General features: G+C 66.8%; 16 protein-coding genes and 1 tRNA gene. 12 read left to right on the top strand and 5 right to left on the bottom strand.

Annotation, left to right across the window (positions count from 1 at the left end; genetic code table 11):
• Window positions 1–109: 109 nt before the first annotated feature.
• Both ACYPYD_RS00085 and ACYPYD_RS00080 read right to left on the bottom strand, forming a co-directional pair.
• The gene (locus ACYPYD_RS00085; RefSeq protein ID WP_459661582.1) at window positions 110–1,390 is read right to left on the bottom strand and encodes an SPOR domain-containing protein; all 1,281 of its coding nucleotides are present in this window, start codon (window positions 1,388–1,390) and stop codon (window positions 110–112) included.
• A gap of 15 nt (window positions 1,391–1,405) precedes the next feature.
• On the bottom strand, window positions 1,406–2,125 hold the full coding sequence (locus ACYPYD_RS00080; protein WP_459661580.1) for an AAA family ATPase: 720 nt from the start codon (window positions 2,123–2,125) through the stop codon (window positions 1,406–1,408).
• Window positions 2,126–2,343: 218 nt separating this feature from the next.
• Here ACYPYD_RS00080 and ACYPYD_RS00075 point away from each other — a divergent pair, with 218 nt between their 5' ends.
• The 5 genes from ACYPYD_RS00075 to ACYPYD_RS00055 all read left to right on the top strand — a co-directional run bounded on the left by ACYPYD_RS00075 (window position 2,344) and on the right by ACYPYD_RS00055 (window position 6,896).
• Window positions 2,344–3,411, top strand: a complete 1,068-nt coding sequence (locus tag ACYPYD_RS00075) for an SPOR domain-containing protein (protein ID WP_211150337.1) — start codon at window positions 2,344–2,346, stop codon at window positions 3,409–3,411.
• Window positions 3,390–4,685 carry a DUF418 domain-containing protein gene (locus tag ACYPYD_RS00070; RefSeq protein WP_459661578.1) on the top strand — a complete coding sequence of 432 codons (1,296 nt, stop codon included), beginning with the start codon at window positions 3,390–3,392 and terminating at the stop codon, window positions 4,683–4,685. The genes ACYPYD_RS00075 and ACYPYD_RS00070 overlap by 22 nt, the downstream gene beginning before the upstream one ends.
• A 66-nt stretch (window positions 4,686–4,751) precedes the next feature.
• Entirely contained in the window at window positions 4,752–4,946 is a 195-nt protein-coding gene (locus ACYPYD_RS00065; protein WP_008829348.1) for a (2Fe-2S)-binding protein, read from the top strand.
• A gap of 72 nt (window positions 4,947–5,018) precedes the next feature.
• Entirely contained in the window at window positions 5,019–5,507 is a 489-nt protein-coding gene (gene bfr / locus ACYPYD_RS00060; RefSeq protein ID WP_008829349.1) for a bacterioferritin, read from the top strand.
• Between the two features lie 234 nt (window positions 5,508–5,741).
• Complete coding sequence (locus tag ACYPYD_RS00055) at window positions 5,742–6,896, top strand: AI-2E family transporter (protein ID WP_008833520.1); 1,155 nt, start codon at window positions 5,742–5,744, stop codon at window positions 6,894–6,896.
• 60 nt (window positions 6,897–6,956) lie between these two features.
• Here the strand turns inward: ACYPYD_RS00055 and der are convergent, their stop codons facing one another.
• Window positions 6,957–8,336: a ribosome biogenesis GTPase Der gene (gene der, locus ACYPYD_RS00050; RefSeq protein ID WP_008833521.1), complete on the bottom strand. Its 1,380-nt coding sequence runs from the start codon at window positions 8,334–8,336 to the stop codon at window positions 6,957–6,959.
• Between der and ACYPYD_RS00045 the strand changes: the two genes are divergently transcribed.
• Window positions 8,335–8,523 carry a hypothetical protein gene (locus ACYPYD_RS00045; RefSeq protein ID WP_459661576.1) on the top strand — a complete coding sequence of 63 codons (189 nt, stop codon included), beginning with the start codon at window positions 8,335–8,337 and terminating at the stop codon, window positions 8,521–8,523. The genes der and ACYPYD_RS00045 overlap by 2 nt on opposite strands.
• 109 nt (window positions 8,524–8,632) lie before the next feature.
• A complete protein-coding gene (locus ACYPYD_RS00040) occupies window positions 8,633–9,286 on the top strand; it encodes a CHAP domain-containing protein (protein WP_211150339.1) in 654 nt (217 codons plus the stop codon).
• A gap of 63 nt (window positions 9,287–9,349) precedes the next feature.
• Here the strand turns inward: ACYPYD_RS00040 and ACYPYD_RS00035 are convergent, their stop codons facing one another.
• Complete coding sequence (locus tag ACYPYD_RS00035) at window positions 9,350–9,664, bottom strand: DUF3297 family protein (protein ID WP_008833523.1); 315 nt, start codon at window positions 9,662–9,664, stop codon at window positions 9,350–9,352.
• A gap of 78 nt (window positions 9,665–9,742) precedes the next feature.
• Here ACYPYD_RS00035 and ACYPYD_RS00030 point away from each other — a divergent pair.
• Window positions 9,743–9,817: transfer RNA gene (locus ACYPYD_RS00030), tRNA-Val, on the top strand.
• A 69-nt stretch (window positions 9,818–9,886) separates the two neighbouring features.
• On the opposite strand, the gene ACYPYD_RS00025 is transcribed toward ACYPYD_RS00030, so the two are convergent.
• Window positions 9,887–10,090 carry a hypothetical protein gene (locus ACYPYD_RS00025; protein WP_459661574.1) on the bottom strand — a complete coding sequence of 68 codons (204 nt, stop codon included), beginning with the start codon at window positions 10,088–10,090 and terminating at the stop codon, window positions 9,887–9,889.
• A 177-nt stretch (window positions 10,091–10,267) separates the two neighbouring features.
• Here ACYPYD_RS00025 and serS point away from each other — a divergent pair, with 177 nt between their 5' ends.
• The 4 genes from serS (at window position 10,268) to ACYPYD_RS00005 (ending at window position 14,622) form a co-directional block, all read left to right on the top strand.
• Window positions 10,268–11,548, top strand: coding sequence for a serine--tRNA ligase (serS, locus tag ACYPYD_RS00020; protein ID WP_036523593.1), 1,281 nt, complete (start codon window positions 10,268–10,270; stop codon window positions 11,546–11,548).
• Between the two features lie 196 nt (window positions 11,549–11,744).
• Entirely contained in the window at window positions 11,745–12,506 is a 762-nt protein-coding gene (gene surE / locus ACYPYD_RS00015) for a 5'/3'-nucleotidase SurE (protein ID WP_008833525.1), read from the top strand.
• On the top strand, window positions 12,506–13,588 hold the full coding sequence (locus ACYPYD_RS00010) for a LysM peptidoglycan-binding domain-containing protein (RefSeq protein WP_459661572.1): 1,083 nt from the start codon (window positions 12,506–12,508) through the stop codon (window positions 13,586–13,588). Before surE ends, ACYPYD_RS00010 begins: the two co-directional genes overlap by 1 nt.
• 8 nt (window positions 13,589–13,596) lie before the next feature.
• Window positions 13,597–14,622, top strand: a complete 1,026-nt coding sequence (locus tag ACYPYD_RS00005; protein WP_459661570.1) for a potassium channel family protein — start codon at window positions 13,597–13,599, stop codon at window positions 14,620–14,622.
• The last annotated feature ends 121 nt before the right edge of the window (window positions 14,623–14,743 follow it).

Genomic DNA, 14,743 nt, shown 5'->3' with positions numbered 1-14,743 from the left:
TTGATCCGGGACCGGTGGCTGTCTTTAGGTGCGACTTTGCTGCGCGCGCCGCGAGGTGGGCTGTTCACGGCCAGCGGTCCCGGATCAAGTCCGGGACGACGTCATGTGATCAGCGGCTCGCCAGCATCGGCCTGCCACGCGCAGCGACCGCGCCCGGCAGCGAACGGCCATCCTCATAGGCGAGGCATTCGCCGCCGCGCCCCTTGACGGTCGAGCACATCGACTGCGCCACGCCGCGCGCGAAACCTTCGGCGGCGACGCGGTAATAGCGACGCCCGTTGACGTCGGCCTCGGTGATCCGCAGCGCATGGCCACGCAGAGAGGGGTCGCGCTTCTGGAAGATCGCCCAGGCCCGCTTGGCGCCGTCCATCGTGCTGAACGAGCCGAGCTGCACCAGATGGCTGCCCGACTGGCCAGTCACGGCCTGTTTAACCGGAGCGGCCTTCGCCGCCGCCTTCTTCACCTGCGGCTTCTGCATGCGCGCGAGGCTGCCGTCGAAAGCGCGCTCGATCGAGCGGCGCGGCGCCTCGTCCGCGAACGCCGGAGCGACCGGCGCAGGTGCTTCGGCAAAGACCGGAGCAGGCGCGGCCTCTTCGGTTGCGGGAAGTTCGGCGACAGGCTCAACCGGCTCGGCCGCAGCCATCATCACGCGCGGGGTATGATCGATACCGTTCAGTGCCAGCGCGGTGGGCTGGCCCGGATCGAGGCGCAGCGGCGTGCCCAGCAGGCCGGCGACGCGTGCGCGGCCCTGTTCGGGGCTCGCCTTCGCGCCCCAGTCTTGCAGGCGCGCTTCGAGTTCATCGCCCGAGACGTCCTGCGACGCGATCACCCGTGCCTCGGCCCAGCGGCCGTCGAGGGCATAAGCATAGGCAAGGTTCTGACGCGTCTTGGCGTTGTTTTCGCCGCCGCGCACGGCCTGCGAAAGCACCTCGACGCCCTGCGCAGGCTGGCCCGCCAGCGCCACGGCGAGGCCGTAGTCGCTCGCCGGGAGCTTGTTGGCAAAGCGCTGCAGTACGTCGAGCGCCTCGGCCTTGCGGCCCGAACCGATGTAGGCCAGCGCGAGGCTGAGCCCCGTGCGCGGGCTGCGGTCGCCCAACGCCAGCGCGTCCTCGAAGGTCGTGGCGGCCGAATTGAAGCGACCCGCGGCAAGATAGCCCTGCGCCAGTGCCGAGCGGGCGCCCATGTCGCGCGGCGACTTGGCGACGCGCGCCTCGACCTTGGAAAGGGCCCCCTCGTCCACTCCGGCGACCTGCCCCTCGGCCACGCGCGTGTCACCCGCGCTGGCGACACCGTGCGGCCCACCCGCGCAGCCCGCGAGCAGCGCCGCGACCATGGCCGAGCACAAGGTGAAGCCTGCGTTACGGGCGCTGTTGCTGTGGCGGTTCTTCATGGCATCTACCCCAAATCAGGCCGGAACACGGCGGCCGAAACCGCCCACCGGACGCAGCACGCCTCCCTGCACCGGCTGTCCGACAGCGGGTGCGGCGAAAATCGTGCGGCGGAAATTCTTTTCGAGACGGTCGGCGAGATAGGCCCACAAGGCGGCCATCTCGGCGGCGGAGCGACCGTTCGGGTCGATCTCCATGACGGTGCGGCCGTCGATCATCGAGGCCGCGAAATCGGTGCGCTGGTGCACGGTGACCGGGGCCACGGTGCCATGCTGCGAGAGCGCGACGGCGGCCTCGGCGGTGATGCGCGCCTTGGGCGTGGCGCCGTTGACGACGAAGACCAGCGGTTTGCCCGACCGCTCGCACAAGTCGACGGTGGCGCCCACCGCGCGCAAGTCATGCGGGCTGGGGCGGGTCGGGATGACGATGAGTTCGGCGACGGCGATGACGCTCTGGATCGCGAGGGTAATTGCGGGCGGGGTGTCGATCACCGCCAGCTTGAAACCCTGCTGGCGCAGCACCTGAAGATCTGCGGCAAGGCGCGCCACGGTAGTCTGCGCGAAGGCCGGCATCTCCGCCTCGCGCTCGTTCCACCAGTCGGAAAGCGAGCCTTGCGGGTCGATGTCGATCAGCACGACCGGCCCGGCTCCGGCGCGCTGCGCCTGCACGGCAAGATGGCCGGACAGCGTCGTCTTGCCCGATCCGCCCTTCTGCGATGCCAAAGCCAAAACGCGCAAAACCGATTCCCCTATACGGCGGGCGCAGTGCCCTGCCGATGGGAGTGCCAGATCGTTCCTAATTTACGGTTAATTGCTTAGAGGGGCGAAACCGGGCGTTCACCGGCGCAAGTGTGACGATTCAGAGTGCACCCCACGTTAACGCTTTTAGCTTACCACAATCCGTGGTTCATGGGGATCCTGGACCTTCTACGGGGCAGTAGCGGAACACCGACGACGTGAGCAAGATTCTCCCGATACTCACCGCCGCCATGGTGGCGCTCGCCGTGCCCGCATGGAGCGCGGGACTCGCCGCCGACATGGCCGGAACCAGTGTAAAAGACGGCGTCGATGCGTGGTCCAGCGGCAATTACGACGACGCCGTGCGCATCTGGCAGCCGCTCGCCAACCAGGGCGACCCCGACGCGCAGTTCAACCTGGCGCAGGCCTACAAGCTGGGACGCGGCGAGCCGCTCGACCTGGCCCGCGCCGAGGATCTTTACGGCAAGGCCGCTGCCAAGGGCCATGTGCAGGCCGCCGACGCCTACGGCCTGCTGCTGTTCCAGCGCGGCGAGCGCCAGCGCGCCCTGCCCTATATCCAGAACTCCGCCGCTCGCGGCGATCCGCGCGCGCAATACATTCTCGGCGTCGCGCACTTCAACGGCGACCTCGTGCCCAAGGACTGGGTGCGCGCCTATGCCTTGGCCAGCCTCGCGCAGGCGGCCGGGCTCCCGCAGGCGAAAAGCGCGCTGGAGCAGATGGACCGCAACATCCCGCTGGCGGACCGTCAGAAGAGCGTCGTCCTCGCCCAGAAGATCGCGGCCGAAACGCAGGCGAACCTCCAACGCCAGAGCGCCTCGGCCGAACTCGGCACCCGCCTCGCCATGGCCGAGCCGGTCCGCGCGCCAGAGGTGACCGAGGCGAAGCGCGCCGTCACCGAAGCCGCCCGCGCCGCCGGAACGAGCGACACCCTGCCCCGCAGCGCCGCTCCTGCGCCAATCAAGCCCGCGCCGGTCAAGCCACTTGGGCCGCAACCGGCACCTGCCCCGAAGCCCCCAGCACCAAAACCCGCAGCCTCCGGCCCGTGGCGCGTCCAGCTCGGCGCTTTCGGCGTGCCCGGCAATGCCGAGGCGCTGTGGGGCAAGATCAAGGGCCGCCCCGAACTTGCCGGTCATCCGCGCGCGCTGGTGCCCGCAGGACGGCTGACGAAGCTGCAGGCCACCGGCTTCGCCTCGAAGGCCGAGGCCGACGCTGCCTGTGCCCGCCTGACCGCCGGTGGCTTCGGGTGTCTGGCGAGCAGGGACTGACCCTCTCCGACCTCGCCGAAGAGGATGCGCCCGCCGCTGCCCCGGCGCGGCTGGAAACGCTTGACCTGATCCGCGGCGTCGCCGTGCTCGGCATCCTGGCGATCAACATCGCCGGGTTCGCCGGGCCGATGATCGGCACGACGACGCCGGCGCTCCTCCATCCCGTCAGCCCGCTGGACGAGGCCGCATGGGCGTTCAGCTTCCTGTTCTTCGAGGGCAAGATGCGGGCGCTGTTCACGCTGCTGTTCGGCGCCGGGCTGGTGCTGTTCCACGAACGCGCGGAGGCGGCTGGGCGCGACGGCGACCAGATCCAGCTGCGACGGCTCGGCTGGCTGCTGCTGCTGGGGATCGCGCATTACCTGCTGCTGTGGTGGGGCGACATCCTGTTCCTCTACGCCGCCTGCGGCATCGCGGCGCTGCTGATGCGCCCGCTCAGCGACCGGATGCTGCTGTGGATCGCCCTTGCTCTCTACTACGCCTGGCACATCTGGGGGATGTTCGACGCCGCCACCGCCATCGACGCCGAACACGCCGTGCGCGACCACGTCGCCACGACGGAGCAACTGCGCCTGCTCGCGGCCCGACTGCAGCCGATGTACGACTGGGCAGCGCAGGAAGTGCACGAGGCCCGGCTTGGCTGGCTCGACCTCCTGCGGGTCAAGTTGATCGAACGCCCCTTCTGGCAGATCCAGATGATATCGGGCTCGTTCTCCGAAACGCTGCCGCTGATGCTGATCGGCATGGCGCTCTATCGGGCCGGCTTGTTCGATGGAACATTGCGCCGCAAGCGCCTGATCGAAGTCTCGCTCGCCTGCACGTTCGCGGGGATGGCCCTGACCCTAATGTTCCTCGGCTGGGCCTGGCCGCGCCATTTCCCGGCCGTCGCCATGCAGGCCGCGCTCGTATGGGGGCTCGCCATGCCACACGTACTGGGCGGCGTCGGCTATGCCGGGCTGCTGGTGCTCGCCGCGCCCCGAATCGCGCCGACGTGGCTCGGCCGCCGCCTGATCGCCGCCGGGCGAATGGCGTTCAGCAACTACATCGCCACCAGCCTCGTCATGACTTTCGTGTTCTACGGCTGGGGCCTCGGACTTTACGGTCAGATCCCGCCTGCGCGGCAATGGCTGTTCGTGCTCGGCGGTTGGGCGCTGATGCTGGCGTGGAGCCCGGTCTGGCTGCGGCATTTCCGGCGCGGGCCGCTCGAATGGCTCTGGCGGTCGCTCGTGGAGCACCGCCTTTTGAACAATAAGCCGCTGAACAATCGTATGGCGTGATGCATTTTCGCTATTGCGATCCATTCGCACTCGCATATATTGAGCGAAGAACACAAGGATTCGCTCATGTACGTGTGCATCTGCAATGCCATCCGAGAGACCGAACTTCGCTGCGCAGCCCGCCGTGTGCGTGGCAATGCCGAAGCGATCTACGGCTCGCTCGGCCGCACCCCGCAGTGCCGCCAGTGCCTGGACGAAGCCGAAGACATCATCGCCGACGAAGTTTCGTCCGCCGGAATGGGAATAGCTGCCGCCGCGTAATTCATGACCTGACTTGCCCGACTCGACATTGCCGGATATAGGCCGCGGCTCCAGAATAGGAGTTTCCGCGCGATGAAGGGCGACCTCAAGGTTATCGAGTTTCTGAACAAGGCGCTGTTCAACGAGCTCACCGCAATCAACCAGTACTGGCTGCATTATCGCATGCTGGACAACTGGGGCATCAAGAAGCTCGCCGAGTACGAGCGCCATGAGTCGATCGACGAAATGAAGCACGCCGACGTGCTGGCCGATCGCATCCTCTATCTCGACGGCCTCCCCAACTTCCAGAACCTGGGCAAGCTGCGCGTCGGCGAAACGGTCGAGGAAATCCTCAAGGCCGACCTCGCGCTCGAATACGACGCGATCCCGATGCTCAAGGAAGCCATCGCCCACTGCGAGACCGTGCGCGACTTCGTCAGCCGCGAGATCTTCGCCCGCATCCTCGAGAGCGAGGAAGAGCACGTCGACTTCCTCGAAAAGCAGTTCGACATGATCGCCCGCATGGGCATCCAGAACTACTGCCAGCTCCAGAGCAAGCCGGCCGGCGAATCGGAATCCTGATTTGCTTGTGAGAATGCCCTGCGGGGCATTCTCATGCGGCACCGGCCCACGCCCCCACCCGACCTCCCATCTATGGTACGCTCGTGGGAGGTCGGGTGGGCCGGATGCTCGCATTTGGGGCCGGTGCCGCAAAATACGCCTGCGGCGGATTTACCGACAGACCCCAACGGGAACCGCCGCCGCTGCCGTCGTTTATCGGATGGCAGCGGCGGTTTTGCGTTGTAAGGGGTGGTAATGGGATCTGACGAAAAGCGTGGGTTACAGACCGAGGATGTCGGCTTCGCCGTCCTCGTGGTGCTTATTTCCTTGGCCGGGGCCTATCTGCTCGCCCCGTATTTCGGCGCTGTCCTGTGGGGCGTGGTCGCCGCGATCATGTTCCAGCCGATGACCGCGAAGCTCGCCGAACGGCTGGACGGACGCAAGAACCTTGCCGCCTCGATCGTTCTGTTCGGCCTGATCGCACTGTTCGTGGTGCCGACGATCCTGCTTGGCATCAGCATCGTCAACGAGGCGACGGTCCTCTACCAGAAGATCACCACCGGCCAGATCGACTTCGGCCGCATCGTCCAGCAGGTCCAGGGCGCTCTGCCGCACCGCGTGCGCAGCATGGTCGCCGAATTCGGCCTCAACGATTTCGAGACGATCCGCCGCCAGTTCGGCTCCAGCATCACCAGCGGTTTGCAGACCGTCGCAGGCCGGGTGCTCTCGGTCGGTCAGGGTGCGCTGAGCTTCGTGGCGGCGCTGGGCGTGATGCTCTATCTCAGCTACTTCCTGCTGCGTGACGGCGACCGCTACGGCGAGATGGTGCGCACCAGCATGCCGCTCCACGCCGACACGCGCGATTCGCTGATCCAGAACTTCCTGCTCGTGGTGCGCGCGACGATGCGCGGCACCGTGGTCGTCGCGGTGGTGCAAGGGCTGCTCGGCGGGCTGCTGTTCTCGGTGCTGGGCATCGAGGGCGCGGTGATCTGGGGCGTGCTGATGGGGTTCTTTTCGCTGCTGCCTGCCGTCGGGACCGGCATCATCTGGGTGCCCGCCGCGATCTACCTGTTCGCCTCCGGCAACACTGTGCACGGCGGAATCGTGGTGTTCTGCGGCGTGTTCATCATCGGCATGGTCGATAACGTGCTGCGCCCGATCCTCGTCGGCCGCGACACCCGCCTGCCCGACTTCGTGGTGCTGATCGCGACGCTTTCGGGGCTGGAACTGTTCGGCCTCAACGGCTTCATCATCGGCCCGGTGATCGCCGCCCTGTTCATCGCGGTATGGAACCAGCATCGCGACCGGCGCGAAGCCAAAGCCGCTGTGGCGGAAGGCTCGCCGATCCCGGTGCAGACCGAAGCGGGTGCGGCCAAGGCGGTAGAGGAAGCGGTGGCGCATCCTTCATGACGCCCCGTCGTCCGGGACGACGGAAACGACAAGGCCGGAGTTCATACCCCGGCCTTGCCCTCAGTCCTTCTTGAACGGGTTCTTGGCGCTGCGCAGGTTCAGGCGGATCGGCACCGATTCGAAGCCCAGTTCGCGCCGCATCCCGTTGATGAGATAGCGCTTGTAGCTCTCCGGCAGCAGATCGAGGCGCGTGCCGAAGACCACGAAGCCCGGCGGGCGGGTCTTCGCCTGCGTGATGTAGCGCAGCTTGATGCGCTTGCCGCCCGGCGCCGGCGGCGGGTTGGCGCCCAGCGCATCGTCGAACCAGCGGTTGAGCGCCGAAGTCGGCACGCGCTTGCTCCACGCCTCGCGGATGGAGAAGGCTGCGGCGATCATCTCGTCCAGCCCCTTGCCGGTGCGCGCGGAGACCGCCAGCAGCGGCAGACCGCGAACCTGCGCCAGTCCATCATCCAGCGCGGCGCGAATGCCGTTGAACAGGCCCGAGGCATCCTCGGCCACGTCCCACTTGTTGATCGCGATCATCAGCGCGCGGCCCTCCTCCAGCACCTTCGACGCGATCGTCAGGTCCTGGTGCTCCAGCCCGCGCGTGGCGTCGAGGAGCAACACGACGACTTCGGCGAAATCGATCGCATGGCGCGCGTCGGCCACGGCCATGCGCTCCAGCTTCTCGACCACGTTGGCGCGCTTGCGCATGCCGGCCGTGTCGATCAGGTGAACCTCACGCGTGTCCTGCGTCTTGGGGTCCGTCCAGTTCCAGTGGATGGTGATCGAATCGCGGGTGATCCCCGCCTCCGGCCCGGTGAGCAGGCGGTCTTCGCCCAGCAGCTTGTTGATGAGCGTGGACTTGCCAGCGTTCGGACGGCCGACGATCGCCAGCTTGAGCGGCGCGAGCAGGCGCGCTTCCTCGTCCTCTTCCTCGGGGAATTCGTCTTCGGGCGGCTGCAGCGGATCGAGGTGCGGCAACAGCGCCTCGAACAGGTCCGCCATGCCTTCGCCGTGTTCGGCGGAGACACCGATCGGATCGCCGAGGCCCAGCGAATAGGCCTCCAGCAGCCCGCCCTCGCCCGCGCGGCCCTCGGCCTTGTTGGCAAGCAGGATCACCGGCACCGGCGAGGCGCGCAGCCAGTTGCCGATCTCCTCGTCGAGCGGGGTGAGCCCCGCACGCGCATCGACCACGAACAGCGCGACATCCGCGGTCGCCAGCGCGGCCTCGGTCTGCTTGCGCATACGGCCCGGCAGCGTCTCGGCCTCGTCGTCCTCCCAGCCGGCGGTGTCGACGATCTGGAATTTCAGGCCGATAAGCTCGGCATCGCCGAAACGACGGTCGCGCGTGACGCCAGGCTGGTCGTCGACCAGCGCCAGCTTCTTGCCGACGAGTCGGTTGAACAGCGTGGACTTGCCGACGTTGGGTCGGCCTATGATGATAACTTGGGGAAGCATGATTCCCACCGCTTGGGGATTTCCGGCGAATTTAGCAAGCTTTGCGGTGATTCGCGCTGCCCTGCCAAGAGCAGGACGCGTCGGCGTCAGCCCCGACCACTTCGCGAAAAGCCCGCCGATTACCTGCATTTACAAAGGCATCAGGAAAAGGGCGAAAATCCGCGTTAACGTCGATGCAATCGATTGATGCTCAATGTTCGAGCCGATTTGAGCAACTCGACCGGAACCTTTCGGCCGCTCGTCGTTAACCAACCCCGGAAGACGCATGGCAATGTTCCGAGGGCAAAACGGCGTTCATGAGGGCTTTTCGACACATCACCGTTGCAGCGCTGGCTCTGGCGAGCGTGCTTCCCGCAACCGCCATGGCCGCGACCGTCATCGACGCGGACGGCGCGCGCGACGGCGGCGCGGGCTCGGCCGTGAGCGTGCCCAATACCCCCGGCCACCTCGAATGCGTGCCTTATGCGCGCACCACTTCGGGCATCCAGCTCTATGGCGATGCGTGGACCTGGTGGGGTCAGGCCAAGGGCCGCTACGCCACCGGCGGATCGCCGCGCGTGGGCGCGGTGATGGCGATCAAGCCGTTCAACAATTCGAAGCTCGGCCACGTCGCCACCGTCAGCCGCATCGTCGATGCGCGCACAGTGCTGCTCAGCCACGCCAACTGGTCGGTGCCGGGCGAGATCGAGCGCAACGTCACCGCGCTCGACGTCTCGCCGAACAACGACTGGAGCGAAGTGCGCATCTGGTACGGCCCCTCGCGCAATCTGGGCAACACGCACTGGCCGGTCTCGGGCTTCATCTACAACGCCAAGCCCGGCACGAAGTTCAGGGATGCAGAGCCCGATCGCGGCGAAGTTCGCCTTGCCTTTGCCCGTGATGGCAGTCCGGCAAAGAAAAAGGGCCGCCGCAGCGACCCTATCGGCGACATTATCGCCGGAAAATTCTAACCTTCTCATCCCCCGAAGAGCGCGCCCTCGCCCATGCGACGGCGCGCTTTTCGTTCCGGGAGTTCAGTCTTTCTTCGCGACCGGCGGGTTCTCTCCGAGGTCTTCGTACCATGCCTCGACCGGCCCCATCAGCTTGACGGTAAGCGGATTGCCCTTGCGGTCGAGCGTCTTGCCCGCCTGCACGCGTACCCAGCCTTCGGAAATGGAATATTCCTCGACATTGGTACGCACGGTGCCCTTGAAGCGGATGCCGACGCCGCGCTGCAGCTTGTCCTGATCGAAGAAGGGGCTGCGCGGATTGATCGCGAGGTGATCGGGCGGCACGTCGGAACCGGAGGTCACGGGTGCGGATTCGGGCGTCTGGGTCTCTTCAGTCATACTGCAGCGATTTATCTTGCATTCCCCGCTTGTCAATTCGATCCGGCCTGTCTAAAGGCGCGCTTCCGCTAACGGAGCGGGCGCGTAGCTCAGCGGTAGAGCACACCCTTCACACGGGTGGGGTCACAGGTTCAATCCCTGTCGCGCCCACCATCCTTCTCCAAGGATGGTGACTTCGCCTCCGGCGATCTTCCTGAAACTGATCTTGCATCCAACTGCGTCCTAGTCGGCCGGTGCCTTCTGCACGGCGCCCGGATCGGCACCGGGACGCTGCAGGACACCGATCGAGGTGGCGACGATTCCCGCCGCGATCACGAACATCACGGCAAGCCCCGCCGCCATCCAGACGATCTTTCGCACGCCCTTGCGCGTGCCGGGCGAGGCGTGGCGTTCGTTCATCGGATCGTTCGGGTCTTCTTCGAGCAATTCACGCACTCCGGGTCCGACAGCCCTGCGGCGGCTGTCACCGGTGCAACGATCCCCTTGCCGCGTTGTTGCCGATTGCAATGTCGGGCCATAAGCACGTTTCAACGGCCGATCGGCGTCATAAACCGGCGCGGCGTCTTGCGGGCGCAACGCCCGCGCGGCATAGGCAGCGGCACTATGCACGACATCCGCCAGATCCGCGAAAATCCCGAAGCCTTCGACGCCGGCCTCGCCCGCCGGGGCGTAGCGCCCGTTGCCGCCAGCCTCGTCGCCCTCGACGAGCAGCGCCGCGCCGTCGCGACGCGCATGCAGGAAGGGCAGAACCGCCGCAACGAAGCCTCCAAGGCGATCGGCAAGGCCATGGGTTCGGGCGACACCGCCACGGCCGAGGCACTCAAGGCCGAAGTCGCGACGCTCAAGGATACCCTCCCCGCGCTCGAAGCCGAGGAGAAGGCACTTTCCGCGCAGCTTCAGGACGCGCTGGCGGGCCTGCCCAACATTCCCGTCGCCGAAGTGCCGGACGGCGAGGACGAATCGCAGAACGTCGAAGTCTCGCGCTGGGGCACGCCGCGCGAATTCGCCTTCACGCCCAGGGAACATGCCGACCTCGGCCCCGCACTCGGCCTCGATTTCGAGACGGGCGCGAAGCTGTCGGGCGCGCGCTTCACCTTCCTCAAGGGCCAGATGGCGCGCCTGCACCGCGCGCTCGCGCAGTTCATGCTCGACACGCAGACGGCGACCAACGGCTACATGGAATGCGCCGTGCCGCTGCTGGTCAAGGACGAGGCCGTCTACGGCACCGGCCAGTTGCCCAAGTTCTCCGAGGATCTGTTCAGGACCACCGACGGCCGCTGGCTGATCCCGACGGCCGAAGTCTCGCTGACCAACGCGGTTTCGGGCGACATCCTGAACCCCGAGACACTGCCCCTGCGCATGACCGCCCTCACCCCCTGCTTCCGCTCGGAAGCGGGCGCGGCCGGGCGTGACACGCGCGGGTTCATCCGCCAGCACCAGTTCGAGAAGGTCGAACTCGTCACCATCGCCAAGCCGGAAGAGAGCGAGGCGGAGCACGAGCGCATGGTCAAGGCCGCCGAGGGCATTCTCGAAGCACTCGGCCTGCCCTACCGCAAGGTGCTGCTCTGCGCCGGCGACATGGGAGCCACCGCGCGCAAGACCTTCGACCTCGAAGTCTGGCTGCCGGGTCAGGCCACTTACCGCGAGATTAGCTCGATCTCGAACTGCGGCGACTATCAGGCCCGCCGCATGAACGCGCGCTACAAGCCGGAAGGCTCGAAGAAGACCGAGTTCGTGCACACGCTCAACGGTTCGGGCCTCGCGGTCGGCCGCACGCTCGTCGCGGTGCTGGAGAACTATCAGCAGGAAGACGGCTCGGTTCTGGTGCCCGAGGTGCTCAAGCCGTGGATGGGCGGGATCGAGAAGCTGGAAGCGCTGGTCTAAGCGACCACCCTTCCTCGTCCCACCCTTCCTCGTCCCACCCTTCCTCGTCATTGCGAGCATAGCGAAGCAATCCAGGGCAGCTCGATTCCGCCCTGGATCGCCACGGACCTGCGGCCCTCGCGATGACGAAAGAAAATACGGTGCCGCAACGGGTTCGCGTAGCCTCCCTTGCGCAACTATGGTTAAAGGCATGAATATGCGCATTCTCCTCACCAATGACGACGGCATCAACGCCCCCGGCCTCTATGTGCTGGAGAAGATCGCCGCGCAGCTTTCCGACGACATCTGGATCTGCGCGCCGAGCGAGGAACAGTCCGGCGCGGGGCACTCGCTGACGCTGACCCGCCCGGTGCGTATGCGCCAGCACGCGGAAAAGCGCTTCTCGGTGACCGGCACGCCGACCGATTCGGTGACGATGGGCCTGCGCAAGGCCCTGCCCGGACCGCCCGACCTGATCCTCTCGGGCGTCAATCGCGGCGCCAATCTCGGCGATGACGTGACGTATTCGGGCACCGTCTCGGCCGCGCTGGAAGGCGCGCTGGCGGGTATCCGTTCGATCGCGCTCAGCCAGGTCCCCTCGCGCGAGGACATGGGCGACGGCGTGGACTTCGCCGCCGCCGAAGCATGGGGCGCCAAAGTGCTGCGACCGCTGCTCGACCAGCCTTTCGCGCCGCGCACGCTGGTCAACGTCAACTTCCCGGCGCTGCCCGCCGATGCGATCAAGGGCATCCGCGTCGTGCGTCAGGGCTTCCACGACTACGCGCGCGGATCGGTCGTCGAGGGCCGCGATCCGCGCGGTTTCCCGTATTACTGGTTCGGCCTCCACGGGATCGAGCACACGCTGGGCCACAACACCGACCTCGAGGCGATCTCGGAGGGCTACATTGCGGTGACACCGCTGCACCTCGACCTTACGCACGACGCCTCGATGCAGGCGCTGGCGGAGCGTTTCGCCTGATGAAGCGCGCCCTCTTCCTCGCTGCCGCCCTTGCGAGCACGCCCGCTTATGCCGCCGCTCCTAAAGAGGAAGAGACGGTCCACGTCGTCGCGTCCGGCGAAACCCTGAACGGCATCGCCAACCGCGCGGGCGTTTCGACCAGCGCCATCGTCAAGGCCAACGCGCTCAAGGAACCTTACGTGGTCCGCGTCGGCCAGAAGCTGGCAATCCCGCGTGACGGCAAAGCCGCGCAAGTAGCCCGCGCTGCCGACACCGCAGCGCCTGCCGCGAAGAAGGTCGCCACCGCCGCCCGCGTGATCGAGGCTCGCACCCCGGCCGCCGCAGGTGCGCCCGAGTATGAGACCGAACACCTCGTCGCCACCGGCGAAACGCTCGGCGGTATCGCCGCGCGCGCCAAGGTGCCCCGCATCCTCATCGCCGAAGCCAACGGCCTGCAGCCGCCCTATGACGTGCGCGTCGGCCAGAAGCTGCGGATTCCGCGCACCGGCCGCCATCTGGTCAAGGCGGGGGAAACCGCCTTCTCCATCTCGATGGACACCGCCGTTCCGTGGGAGCAGATCGCGCTCGCCAACAACCTCGATCCGGCCGCGCCGGTGAAGCCGGGCCAGAACCTGCTGATCCCGACGCTGATCGAACCACCCAAGGGTGCCGCGAAGACCATCGTGCCCGCACCCAAGCCGGTGGTTGCGGCCCCGGCACCTCGCTCCGCGCGGTTCGCGTGGCCGCTGGCAGGCACAGTGCGGCGCGGGTACACGACGGGTTCCGACTACCACGACGGCATCGATATTCCTGCCGCCAAGGGCACGATGGTCCGTGCGGCCGCTGCCGGAACCGTCAAGTTCGCGGGGGCAGAGAAGAACCAGTTCGGCAACCTCGTCGTGCTCGACCACGGCGACGGCTGGTTCACCGCCTACGGCTTCCTCAGCCGCGTCACGGTAAAGGAAGGCGCGAAAGTCGCCGCCGGGGAACGCGTGGGCCTGGTCGGTGACACCGGGCGCGCCAAGGGCAGCGAACTGCACTTCGAAGTGCGCCAGGACGGCCAGCCCGTCGATCCGCTGGGCCAGTTGCCCAAGGCCCCCTGATCACCGGCATGAAGAAGCCGAAACTGCCTCCCAAGCTGGCGAAGCCGCTCAAGCGCGCGGTCGACCTGCCGGTATGGGCGGACCTTGGCCTCAGGCTGGGCGGCGCCTTCGCGCTGGTGATGCTTGTGGTGCTGCTCCACTGGATCGACCGCGACGGCCTCAAGGACACGCACGACGGGACCGTCAGCTTCCTCGACGTGTTCTATTTCACCATGATCTCGATCACCACGACCGGTTTCGGCGACATTGCGCCGGTCAGCGACAAGTCGCGGCTGATCGAGGCGGTGATCGTCACGCCGATCCGCTTCGCGGTGATCTTCATCTTCGTGGGCACCGCCTACAATTACTTCATCAAGCATAGCTGGGAGAGCTGGCGCATGAAGCGCATTCAGGAACGCCTGTCCGACCATGTCGTCGTGCTGGGCTTCGGCGTCAGCGGCTCGCAGGCGGTACAGGAACTGATCGCGCGCGGCACCGACCCGGCCTGCATCGTCGTCGTCGATCCGTCCGCGGGACGACTGCGCCATGCCGAGCAGCAGGGCTGCAACGTGCTCGAAGGCGATGCCACCCGCGACGAGACGCTGGCCGCCGTGAGGATCGACGCTGCGCGCACGATCCTCGTCTCGGCGGGGCGCGATGACACCTCGATCCTGATCGTGCTGACCGCGCGCCACCTCGCGCCCGGCGTGCCGATCACCGTGGTGGTCCGCGCCGACGACAACGAACTGCTGGCGCGGCAGGCGGGTGCGGACAACGTCATCAACCCGGTCCGCTTCACCGGCCTGCTGCTGGCAGGCTCGGCGGAAGGGCAGCACATCGCCGAGTACATGTCCGACCTCGCCTCGGTGGATGGGCGGGTGCAGCTGGTCGAACGGCCCGTGCACCCGGAGGAAGTGGGCAAGTCTCTGGATCAACTGGCCACCGGCAAGGGCGTGCGCATCTATCGCGGTGAGCAGTGCATCGGCTTCTGGGAGCCCGGCGCGAAGGCGCTGGAACCGGGTGATGTGATCGTGGAGATCGCGGTCACGCCTTGAGGGCCATTCTCGTCATCCCAGCGCAGGCTGGGACCGCTAACCGCAAAAAACCTGCGTAGCGTGAGGGCGCTTTGACGAAGGTTGGGCGCACAGCCGCCAGCGGTCCCAGCCTGCGCTGGGA

The sequence above is a fragment of the Novosphingobium sp. 11B genome (genome assembly GCF_054589055.1).
This window is presented reverse-complemented; position numbering and strand designations above follow the sequence as displayed.

Excerpts from the sequence above, each read along its gene's own strand:
- ACYPYD_RS00055 (WP_008833520.1), top strand. The coding sequence starts at position 5,742 with ATGGGATCTGACGAAAAGCGTGGGTTACAGACCGAGGATGTCGGCTTC.
- ACYPYD_RS00035 (WP_008833523.1), bottom strand. The coding sequence starts at position 9,664 with ATGACTGAAGAGACCCAGACGCCCGAATCCGCACCCGTGACCTCCGGT.
- der (WP_008833521.1), bottom strand. The coding sequence starts at position 8,336 with ATGCTTCCCCAAGTTATCATCATAGGCCGACCCAACGTCGGCAAGTCC.
- ACYPYD_RS00045 (WP_459661576.1), top strand. The coding sequence starts at position 8,335 with ATGATTCCCACCGCTTGGGGATTTCCGGCGAATTTAGCAAGCTTTGCG.
- bfr (WP_008829349.1), top strand. The coding sequence starts at position 5,019 with ATGAAGGGCGACCTCAAGGTTATCGAGTTTCTGAACAAGGCGCTGTTC.
- ACYPYD_RS00065 (WP_008829348.1), top strand. The coding sequence starts at position 4,752 with ATGTACGTGTGCATCTGCAATGCCATCCGAGAGACCGAACTTCGCTGC.
- ACYPYD_RS00040 (WP_211150339.1), top strand. The coding sequence starts at position 8,633 with ATGAGGGCTTTTCGACACATCACCGTTGCAGCGCTGGCTCTGGCGAGC.
- ACYPYD_RS00010 (WP_459661572.1), top strand. The coding sequence starts at position 12,506 with ATGAAGCGCGCCCTCTTCCTCGCTGCCGCCCTTGCGAGCACGCCCGCT.
- ACYPYD_RS00085 (WP_459661582.1), bottom strand. The coding sequence starts at position 1,390 with ATGAAGAACCGCCACAGCAACAGCGCCCGTAACGCAGGCTTCACCTTG.
- ACYPYD_RS00005 (WP_459661570.1), top strand. The coding sequence starts at position 13,597 with ATGAAGAAGCCGAAACTGCCTCCCAAGCTGGCGAAGCCGCTCAAGCGC.
- serS (WP_036523593.1), top strand. The coding sequence starts at position 10,268 with ATGCACGACATCCGCCAGATCCGCGAAAATCCCGAAGCCTTCGACGCC.
- surE (WP_008833525.1), top strand. The coding sequence starts at position 11,745 with ATGCGCATTCTCCTCACCAATGACGACGGCATCAACGCCCCCGGCCTC.